Annotated in this window: 3 protein-coding genes; all 3 read right to left on the reverse strand. The window is 72.4% G+C overall.

The features are described 5' to 3' along the window. Window positions 1-81: 81 nt before the first annotated feature. From FHR32_RS20350 to FHR32_RS20360, 3 genes are read right to left on the reverse strand one after another with little or no spacing between them, the layout of a single operon-like run. Complete coding sequence (locus FHR32_RS20350) at window positions 82-1,056, reverse strand: TauD/TfdA family dioxygenase (RefSeq protein WP_184755743.1); 975 nt, start codon at window positions 1,054-1,056, stop codon at window positions 82-84. Beyond that, window positions 1,053-6,548, reverse strand: a complete 5,496-nt coding sequence (locus FHR32_RS20355; RefSeq protein ID WP_184755744.1) for a non-ribosomal peptide synthetase/MFS transporter — start codon at window positions 6,546-6,548, stop codon at window positions 1,053-1,055. The genes FHR32_RS20350 and FHR32_RS20355 overlap by 4 nt, the downstream gene beginning before the upstream one ends. Continuing rightward, window positions 6,545-9,673, reverse strand: a complete 3,129-nt coding sequence (locus FHR32_RS20360) for a non-ribosomal peptide synthetase (RefSeq protein ID WP_312882504.1) — start codon at window positions 9,671-9,673, stop codon at window positions 6,545-6,547. The genes FHR32_RS20355 and FHR32_RS20360 overlap by 4 nt, the downstream gene beginning before the upstream one ends. Window positions 9,674-9,676 lie beyond the last annotated feature (3 nt).

A 9,676-nucleotide genomic window follows, 5' to 3' on the forward strand; every position in this document is an offset into this window, starting at 1 on the left:
GCAGCCGGCGGGAGACGGCTGAGGACCTGACCGCCGTCGTCGGCGGTCAGGTCCTCGGTCTGTGATCGCGGGGACCGGTGGTCAGGCCGTCATGGCGACCAGGATCCGCCGGGCGCCGGTGAACGGCTCCCGGCCGTGCGCGCACAGCATGTTGTTGATGATCATCACGTCGCCCTCGCGCCAGGGGAACGCGAAGGAGGCCTCGTCGTAGGCGGCCTTGACCGCGGCGAGGTCGGCCGGGTCGATCGGGGTGCCGTCGGCGAGATACGCGTTCCGCGGCAGGTCGGCCTCGTCGTACAGCGACAGCAGGGCCTCGCGGACCTCCTCGTCCAGGCTGGTGACGTGGAACAGGTTCGCCTGGTTGAACCAGACCTGCTCTCCGGTGAGCGGCTCGGTCTGGTGGGAGGGCCGGAGATGCCTGGTGCGCAGGCCGTCCTCGGTCCACTCGAACGTCTGCCCGTGCCGGGCGCAGTGCTCCTCGACCGCCGCCGGGTCGTCGGTCTGGAACGACTCCTGCCAGGACAGGCCGAGTCCTTCCCGGAAGGACCTGGCGTACACGACACCGTCGGCGAACCGGTCCCGCACCTCGTCGGGGATCAGGCGGAACACCGCCCGGCTGTCGGCGATCGGGGTGGCTCCGCCCGTGGCCGCGGCGGTGGCGCAGGCGAAGAACAGGTGACCCGGCCACGTGTCCGCGTAGGAGTTCTCGTTGTGCATCGGGAGCGGCTGGTCGGCCGGATACTCGGTGGAGGTGTAGATGGACTCGGTGACGGACGTGCGCGGCGTGGAGCGCTCGGTGTAGCGCAGCGGGTCGCCGCCGACGACGCGGACGATCCGGTCGAACAGCTCGAGGTCGGCCGGCAGGTCGCGGAGCAGTACCGCGCCGTGCTCGGCCAGACCCGCCCGCAGACTCTCGCGGTGAGCCGTCACCCAGTCGAGATGGTCGGTCATGTCCGGCCCGAGACCGTACACCACGACGGTGGTGTGGTCGTTGCCGTCCAGATGCCCGGTCACCGGCCCGAGCTGGGCCGGGTCCGTGGGGATGACACCCGTCATGATGCGTTTATTCCTTTCAGACGACGCTGCCGCTCCTGCATGCCGATGAGGTCGTCGGGGAGCGAGTCGGGCACTTCGGTGTCGAAGTTGCGCAGCAACCGGATGGTGGACGCGCAGACGGTGACCGCGGCCATCATCAGCGCGAAGACGACGTAGGTGAGGCCCACACCCCGGCCGTCACCGGTCCCGATGACCGCGCCGACCGAGTCGGCGAGCGCGCCGCCCGGCTGCAGCAGGGGGTTGAACAGGGAAGTGGCCGCCGGCGCCAGCACGGCGAACCCGAGCGGCAGGGTGGACCACGAGATGGCCTGGTTGAGTGCGAGCACCCGCCCGTGGTACCGCTGCGGCACCTTGACCTGGATCAGCGTCACGTAGATGCCCTGGGAGACCGTCATTCCCATGGCGAGGCAGAAGACACCGGCCATGACCACGACCAGGGACGGCCGCAGGCCCATCACCAGGCATCCGGCGGCCATCACCAGGTTGCCCAGGAACACACCGATCATCCGGCGCTTCCGGGGGCCGCCCCAGAGCGCCATCAGCACCCCGCCGGCCACCGCGCCCACGGCCTCGGCCACCGCCACCTGGGCGACCTGGGAGACCGTGCCGAAGGAGAGCGTCAGCGGGACGGTCAGCACCAGGGCGGGGCCCAGGAAGACGTTGGCGACGGCGAAGTAGACGACCATGGCCCGGAACCCGCGGAGGTTCCAGGAGAACCGCAGCCCCTCCGCGATCGCGGTGACCAGCGGCTCCTTGCGGCGGAAACCGAGCGTGTCGGGGAAGCGGACGACCAGCAGCACCGCGAGGGCGAACAGGTAGCTCGCCACGTCGACGGCGAGGATGCCGGTCAGGCCGATCGCGACGTACAGCCCGGCGCCCATCAGGGGGGCGAACAGCATCGCGAACCCGTTGGTGAGCTGGGTGAGGCCCACCGCGTGACCCAGATAGCGTTTGGGCACCAGTTGCGGGACGGCGGTCTGGAAGGCCAGCCGCTGGTAGGTGCCCGCCATCGAGTTGAGCGGTAGCAGCAGGTAGATGACCCACAGGTCCAGCCGGTCGGTCAGCAGCAGCAGCGTGATGCAGAGCTGGATCACGCCCGAGATGCCACTCGCCGCGATCATCACGCGCCGCCGGTCGAACCGGTCGATGAGCGGACCGGCGATGGGCAGCATCGCCACCCCGCAGAGCAGGGACAGCGCCCACAGCAGGCCGAGGTCGGCGACCGACCCCGTCCGGTCGAACAGCCACACCGGTACGGCGAAGCCGGTCAGCGCCGACCCGGTCGACGACACCAGCTGGCCGATCGCGACGCTGAGGAACCTGGAGTTGCTCGGCTCCACCGCGGGCGGGCCCGCGGGTTCTCCGGGGCCGGCCGGGTAGTGCGTGTCGTGCAGCGCCCAGGCGGCGTCCGGGCCCCGCTCGGCGACGCCGTACTCGGCGGTCTCCCGCCGGGCCATCGCGGGGTGGATGCCCGTGACGATCTCGGCCAGCTCCTCCGACCGGTGCTTCAGGAAGAAGTGGCCGGCCTGGTCGAGGACCACCAGCCCGGTGGTGGTGGTGAGGAACTCCCACTCCCGGTACCGCTCGGTGTGGTAGTCGGTGACCGGGTCCTCGGAGCCGACCACCGAGATGATCGGAGCGGACATCGGCTCCGGCCGCCGGTCGAGCAGCTCGGTGAAGTACTCCTCGGCGGCACGGGAGTCGGCCCGCATGTTGCCGATGATCCGGTCGGCCTGCTCCGGGTCGAGCGCGTCGGTGTCGACGCCCATCCCCTTCAGCCAGTTGGCGGACTCGCGGTTGCTGCGCAGCTTCTCCAGCCGGGTCCGGACCGCGCCGATGACGCCCTTGAGCCGGGCGAACGGGAACATGGCGCCGATGTAGACCGCGTCCACGTCCCGCCCGGTCTCGGTCAGTTTCCGGGCCACCCCGACCGCGATGGCGCTGCCGACGCCGCAGTGCCCGTAGAGGACCAGCGGGCCGTCCACCCGCTCGCGGACCTCCGCGACCACCCGGTCCACCAGTTCGTGGAAGGGCAGCGCCTCCTCCGTCAGGCCCACGTCGTGGCCGGGGATGGCCACCGAGTACAGGGCGTGCCCGGCGGGCAGGGCGTCGGCGAGCGGCTGGTAGACGATCGCGCTGCCACCGCCGTACGGCACGCAGACGTAGGACAGGGTGCGTTTACCGGCCTTCGGGGTCAGCTCGTACAGCAGCGGCTGCGGTCCGGAGGCCGCACCGGCCCCGGCGTCGATGAAGACGGCCAGCTCACGGATGGTGCGGTTCTGGAACAGGTCCATCACGCCGACCGGCCGTCCCGACCCGTCGGACGCCTTGCGGATCCTGGCCACCACCTGGGTGGCGAGCAGCGAGTGGCCGCCCGAGTCGAAGAAGTCGTCGTGGACGCCGAGCCGTTCCAGACCGAGGACCTCGGTCCAGATGGCGGCCAGCATCAATTCCGTGGCGGTCTCCGGCTCGACCAGCTCGGCGGTGGCGTCCCGCGTCGCCTGCGGGGCCGGCAGCGCCTTGCGGTCCAGCTTGCCGTTGGGGGAGAGCGGCAGCGCGTCCAGGATGACGAACGCGGTCGGCACCATGTAGTCGGGCAGGCCCTGCTTCAGCGCCAGGCGCAGTTCGGCGACGTCGACGTCGGCGTCCGCCTCGCCGGAGGTCGTCAGGTAGGCGACCAGCCGCTTGTCTCCGGGGGTGTCCTCACGGACCACCACGACCGCGTCGCCGATCTCCTGTCGTTCCCGCAGCACCGTCTCGATCTCGCCGAGCTCGATGCGCAGGCCGCGCAGCTTCACCTGCTGGTCGATGCGGCCGAGGAACTCCAGGTTCCCGTCGCGGCGCCAGCGCGCCAGGTCGCCGGTACGGTACATCCGCGCGCCCTGCTCGGAGCCGAACGGGTCGGGGACGAACCGCTCGGCGGTGAGCGCCGGACGGCGGTGATAGCCCCTGGCCACCCCGACCCCGCCGATGTGCAGCTCACCGGGCACGCCGACCGGGGTGGGGCTGCCGTGCCGGTCGAGGACGTAGAGCCGGATGTTCGCGATCGGGGCGCCGATCGGCAGGGTGACGGCGCCGGCGATGCCCTCCGGAGTGCAGTGCCAGGAGGTGACGTCGATGGCGGCCTCGGTGGGCCCGTACAGGTTGTGCAGCTCGCAGTGCGGGAGCGCCGCCATGAACGTGGCCGCCGTGGCGACGGGGAGTTCCTCGCCGCTGCAGATCACCCGGCGCAGCGCCGCGCAGTCCGCCGCGGCGTTCTCGTCGTCGGCGAGGAACACCGCCAGCATCGAGGGGACGAAGTGGGCGGTGGTCACGTCCTCGCTGATCAGCAGGTCGCGCAGGTAGGCCGCGTCCTTGTGGCCGCCCGGCTTGGCGAGCACCAGACGGGCCCCGGTGAGCAGCGGCCAGAAGAACTCCCACACCGACACGTCGAAACCGGCGGGGGTCTTCTGCAGCACGACGTCGTCGCCGCCCAGCCGGTAGGTCCGCTGCATCCACTGCAGCCGGTTCACGATGCCGCGGTGGGTGTTGGGCACGCCCTTGGGCCGGCCGGTGGATCCCGAGGTGTAGATGACGTAGGCGGCGTTGCGGGAGGTGACCGGCGGCCGGGGGTCGCCGGCGGGCTGGTCCGCCCACTCGCCGGGCCGGTCCAGGTCCAGGATGGTCGCGTCGGTGGCGGGGACGCTCTCCCTCAGGTGTCCCTGGGTCAGCACCACGGGGGCGGCGGCGTCGTTGATCATGAATGTCAGCCGGTCGGCCGGATACTCGGGGTCGAGCGGCAGGTAGGCCGCGCCCGCCTTGAGCACGCCCAGCAGCGCCACGACGAGCTCGGCCGAACGTTCGGCGTAGACGCCGACGAGCGTCTCCGGCCCCACGCCCAGGCCGCTCAGCCGGTGCGCCACCCGGTTGGCCCGCTCGTTCAGCTCGGCGTAGGTGAGGTGGCGGCCCTCGAAGGTCACCGCGACGGCGCCGGGGGTGAGGGCGGCCTGCGCCTCGACCAGGCCGTGCAGCGTCGCTCCCTCGTCCATCTCGGCACCGGTGTCGTTCCACCCGTCCACCAGCAGCGTCCGCTCGACGCCGTCGAGCATCGGCAGCTCGGACACCCGGGTGGCGGGGGCGGCGACGATCGACCGCAGGAGGGTCACGAAGCGGGTCGCCATCCCGGCCACGGTCGTCTCGTCGAACAGCGCCGTGTTGTAGACGAACTTGACGATCAGCCCGTCCGGCACCTCGATGACGTGCAGTTCGATGTCGAAGCGGGTGGCCCGCAGGTCCATCGGCAGCCACGCGATGCGCAGGTCCGAACTTCCCGCGTCCGCGATCCTGCCCATCTGGTAGTTCTGCAGCGCGAACATCGCCTGGAACACCGGCGACCGGCTGACGTCGCGGGGCACGCCGAGCGCGTTGACCAGCTGCTCGAACGGGACCTCCGCGTGGTCGAAGGCGTCGAGCACCTCGACCCGGGTGCGTCCGAGCAGCTCGTCGAAGGTGGGGTCGTCGTCGAGCCGCGCGCGCATCGGCAGCATGTTGACGAACATGCCGACCACGTTCTCCAGCTCCGCCAGCGACCGGCCCGCCGAGGAGGAACCGACCGCGAAGTCGTCCTGACCGGAGTGCCGCGCCAGGAGCACCTGGTAGGCGGCGAGCAGCGTCATGAACAGGGTCGAGCCGCGCTCCCTGGAGAGCCGGTTGACCGCGTCGGTGAGGTCGGCGTCGACGTCGACGACGTGCCAGTCGCCGTCGAAGGACTGGGTGGCGGGCCGGGGCCGGTCGGTGGGCAGCTCCAGGGCCGGCACGCCGGCGAGCCGTTCGCTCCAGAACTCCAGCTGGCGGTCCAACGCGGGACCGGTCTGGGTCTGCCGCTGCCAGTGCGCGAAGTCTCCATAGGAGATCGGCAGGCCGGGCAGCGTGGCCGCCTCGTCGGCGCGCCGGGCGTGGTAGGCCGCGGCGAGGTCGCGCAGCAGCAGGTCCACCGACCAGCCGTCGCCGACGATGTGGTGGGTGGTGACCAGCAGCCGGTGGTCGTCGTCGGCCAGCCTGACCAGCAGGGCGCGGAGCAGCGGCCCGTCGGCCAGGTCGAACGGCTCGGTCGCCGCCTCGTCGATCAGCGCCTGCGCGGCGGCCTCGTCGTCCGCCGCCACGAAGCGCAGCGGCACCGCGACGGAGGGCTCGACGTGCACGGTGGGCCGGCCGTCCGCGTCGGCGGGGAAACGCATCCGCAGCGCCTCGTGCCGGGCGGGGAGCGTCTGCAGGGCCTGCTCCAGCAGGTCGAGGTCGAGCTCCCCGGTGAGGCGCATCGGGACGGGGATGTTGTACTGGCTCGTGCCCGGCGCGAACTGCTCCATGAACCAGACGCGCTCCTGCTGGTAGGACAGGGGCGGGACGGTCCCGGTGGGGCGGGGCGCCACGGTGGCGGCGGCGCGCCGGCGCAGCCGCTGCTCCAGCAGCGCCCGGCGGGCGTCGGAGGGGGATGTCTGGGGGATCGCCGTCATGCTCGGCTGTCACCTTCCGCTGTGAGTAGCCGCTCGACGTCCTCATCGCTGAGCTGGTCGAGGTCTTCGGTGAGCCGCCGTTCGATCTCGGCGGCGAGGTCGGCGACGGTGGCGTAGGAGAACAGCCCGCGGACCGGGATGTCGACCTCGATCTGGCCGCGGATCCTGGCGATGGCCCGGATCGCCAGCAGGGAGTTGCCGCCGAGCTCGAAGAAGTCGTCGTCGACGCCGACCTTCTCCAGTCCCAGCAGCGTGGCGAACACCTCCGCCACCAGCTCCTCGGCGGCGGTGCGGGGCGCGACGTACCCGCGCTCCGTCGCCGTCTCCGGGGCGGGGAGCGCGGCGTGGTCGAGCTTGCCGTTGGGCGTCAGGGGAAGGACGTCGAGGGTGACGTAACCGGACGGGATCATGTGCGCCGGCAGGGTGGCGGTGAGCGCGTCGTTCACCGCCGCCGGGTCCGCGTCGCCGACCAGGTAGGCGACGAGCCGCTTGCCGTCGGAGGTGTCCTCCCGGACGACGACGGCGGCGGCGCGGACGCCGGGCCGCGCGCGCAGGGCCGTCTCGATCTCGCCGGGTTCGATGCGGTAGCCGTGCAGCTTGATCTGGTCGTCCGCGCGGCCGGCGAACTCCAGGCTCCCGTCGGCGCGACGGCGTGCCAGGTCGCCGGTGCGGTACATCCGTCCGCCGGGCGGCCCGTAGGGGCACGGCAGGTAGGCGGCGGCGGTGGCGCCCGGCCGGTTCAGGTAGCCGCGGGTGACCTGGGGGCCGGCGACGTAGAGCTCGCCGACGACGTCGACGGGGACCGGCCGCAGCCCGCCGTCCAGCACGTAGGCGGCGTTGCCGGGAGCCGGCCGGCCGATCCCGGCCGATCCCGACCGGTCGACGGGCAGCGCCTCGCCCGGCGCCACGTGGGCCGCGACGCAGCCGACGGTGGCCTCGGTGGGACCGTACTCGTTGACGACGGTGACGCCGGGGTGGCGTTCCCGCCAGTCGGTGGCCCAGTCGGCGCGCAACGCCTCACCCCCCAGCACCAGGTCGGCGCTGGGGGCCACGTGGTCGGGCAGCGCCGCCAGCAGCGCCAGGTGGCCGGGGGTGGCCTTGAGGAACGTCGGCTTCCCGTCCGCGGGGAGGTTCTCGTCGAGGGCGGCGAACCGTACCGCCCCTCCGACGGTCAGCGGCCCGAACAGACCGGTGACGGTCAGGTCGAACGAGATCGGGGAGTGCAGCAGGGCCTGTCCGGCCAGGCCGGGGTAGGCGGTGCCGGCCCATGCCAGGTAGGCGGCCACCGAGCCGTGCTCGACCACGACGCCCTTGGGGGTGCCGGTCGAGCCGGAGGTGTAGATGACGTACGCGACGTTCTCGGGTCCGGCCGCCTGCGGGGAGGCCGGTTCCCCGGCCCACTCGCCGGGGTCGTCGACGGCGAGCACGGTCGCGCCGGCCGCCGGCAGGGCTCCCGCCAGGTGCCGCTGGGTGAGCACCACCGTCGCGGCGGAGTCGGCGAGCATGTACGCCACCCGGTCGGCCGGGTAGGCGGGGTCCACCGGCACGTAGCCGGCTCCGGCCTTCCACACGCCCAGCAGGGCGGGCAGCAGCTCCAGGCACGGCTCGGCGTACACCGCGACCAGCGACTCGGGACCGATGCCCGACCGGCTCAGCCGGTCCGCCACCCGGCCGGCGGCCTCGTCCAGCTCGGCGTAGGTCAGCCGCCGGTCACCGACGATCACGGCGGTCGCGTCCGGGGTGCGGGCGGCCTGCGCCTCCACCATGCGGCCGACCGTGGCGTGCTCGCGCGGCGGCGCCGGCGTGCCCGCCTCGACCAGCGACGCGCGCTCGGCGTCGTCCATCAGCGGCAGGTCGCCGATCCGGGTCTGCGGGTCGGCCGCGGCGGCGGCCAGGACCCGCAGGTAGCGGGCGACGAACGTCTCCATGGTGGCCCGGTCGAACAGGTCGGTGCGGTACAGCAGCCGGCTGGTGCCGGTGGTCAGGTCGAAGGCCAGGTCGTCCTTCGAGGTGGTGTAGGGGATCGGTTCGATGCCGGAGTCGGGGATGTAGTTGAAGCCGATCTGGTAGAGCGGCTGCACCCCCGGGTCCCGCTGCGGCGCGACCGCCTCCACGACCGCCTGGAACGGGATCTGGCCGTTCTCCATGGCGTCGAGCAGGGTGGCGCGGACCCGGTCGAGCAGCTCGGCGAAGGCCGGGTCGCCCGAGGTGCCGGTCCGCACCACCATCTGGTTGATGAACATGCCGACCAGGCCGGTGACCTCCGGCAGGTCCCGCCCGCTCATGGTCACTCCGACGACGGTGTCGTCGTCGCGGGACAGCCGGGACAGCAGCGCGACGTAGGCCGTCAGGAACACCATGAACGGTGTCGCGGCCGAACGGCGTCCCACCGCGGCGAGCTTCCCCTGCAGCTCTTCGGGGACCGTGAAGCGGACCTCGTCGCCGGCGTAGCCGAGCCGGGCGGGACGGGGCCGGTCGGTCGGCAGGGTGTGTACGGCGGGCAGCCCCGCCAGCCGTGACCGCCAGTAGTCCGGCTGCTCGGCCAGCGCCTGGCCGGTGAGCTGGCCGCGCTGCCAGGCCGCGTAGTCGGCGTACTGGATGGGCAGCTCGGGCAGCTCGGCGGGCCGGCCGCTCACCGCGGCGGCGCACAGCTCGGATATCTCATCCGAGAGGATGACGGCAGAGGCGGCGTCGAACACGGCGTGGTGGACCGCAAAACCGACCACCCAGCGCGCGTCGTCGGTCCGGACCGCCGTGGCCCGCCACAGCGGGGCGCGGTCGGTCGGGATCGCGGCCCTGGCGTCGGCCAGGATGTGCTCGAACAACCGGGGCCGGCGCTCCTCGGCCGGGAGCGTCCGCAGGTCGTGCACCCGCACGCCGAGGTCGACCTCGGCGTGCACCACCTGGCGGAGGGCGCCGTCGACGACCCTGAAGGAGGTGCGGAGCACCTCGTGACGGTCGACGACGGTCTTCAGTGTCGCGACGATCTCATCGGCCTCGAATGGGTGCGGGATCGCGAACGAGCACGGCAGATTGAACACCGGCGAGCCGGGGTCCATCTGGTCGGCCAGCCAGATCCTCTCCTGGCCGAAGGAGGCGGGAGCCTCCCATTCCCTGGCGGTCACCTC

Source organism: Streptosporangium album (genome assembly GCF_014203795.1).
GTDB lineage: Bacteria > Actinomycetota > Actinomycetes > Streptosporangiales > Streptosporangiaceae > Streptosporangium > Streptosporangium album.

Coding starts and splice junctions, on each gene's coding strand:
- FHR32_RS20355 (WP_184755744.1), bottom strand. CDS start 6,548: ATGACGGCGATCCCCCAGACATCCCCCTCCGACGCCCGCCGGGCGCTG.
- FHR32_RS20350 (WP_184755743.1), bottom strand. CDS start 1,056: ATGACGGGTGTCATCCCCACGGACCCGGCCCAGCTCGGGCCGGTGACC.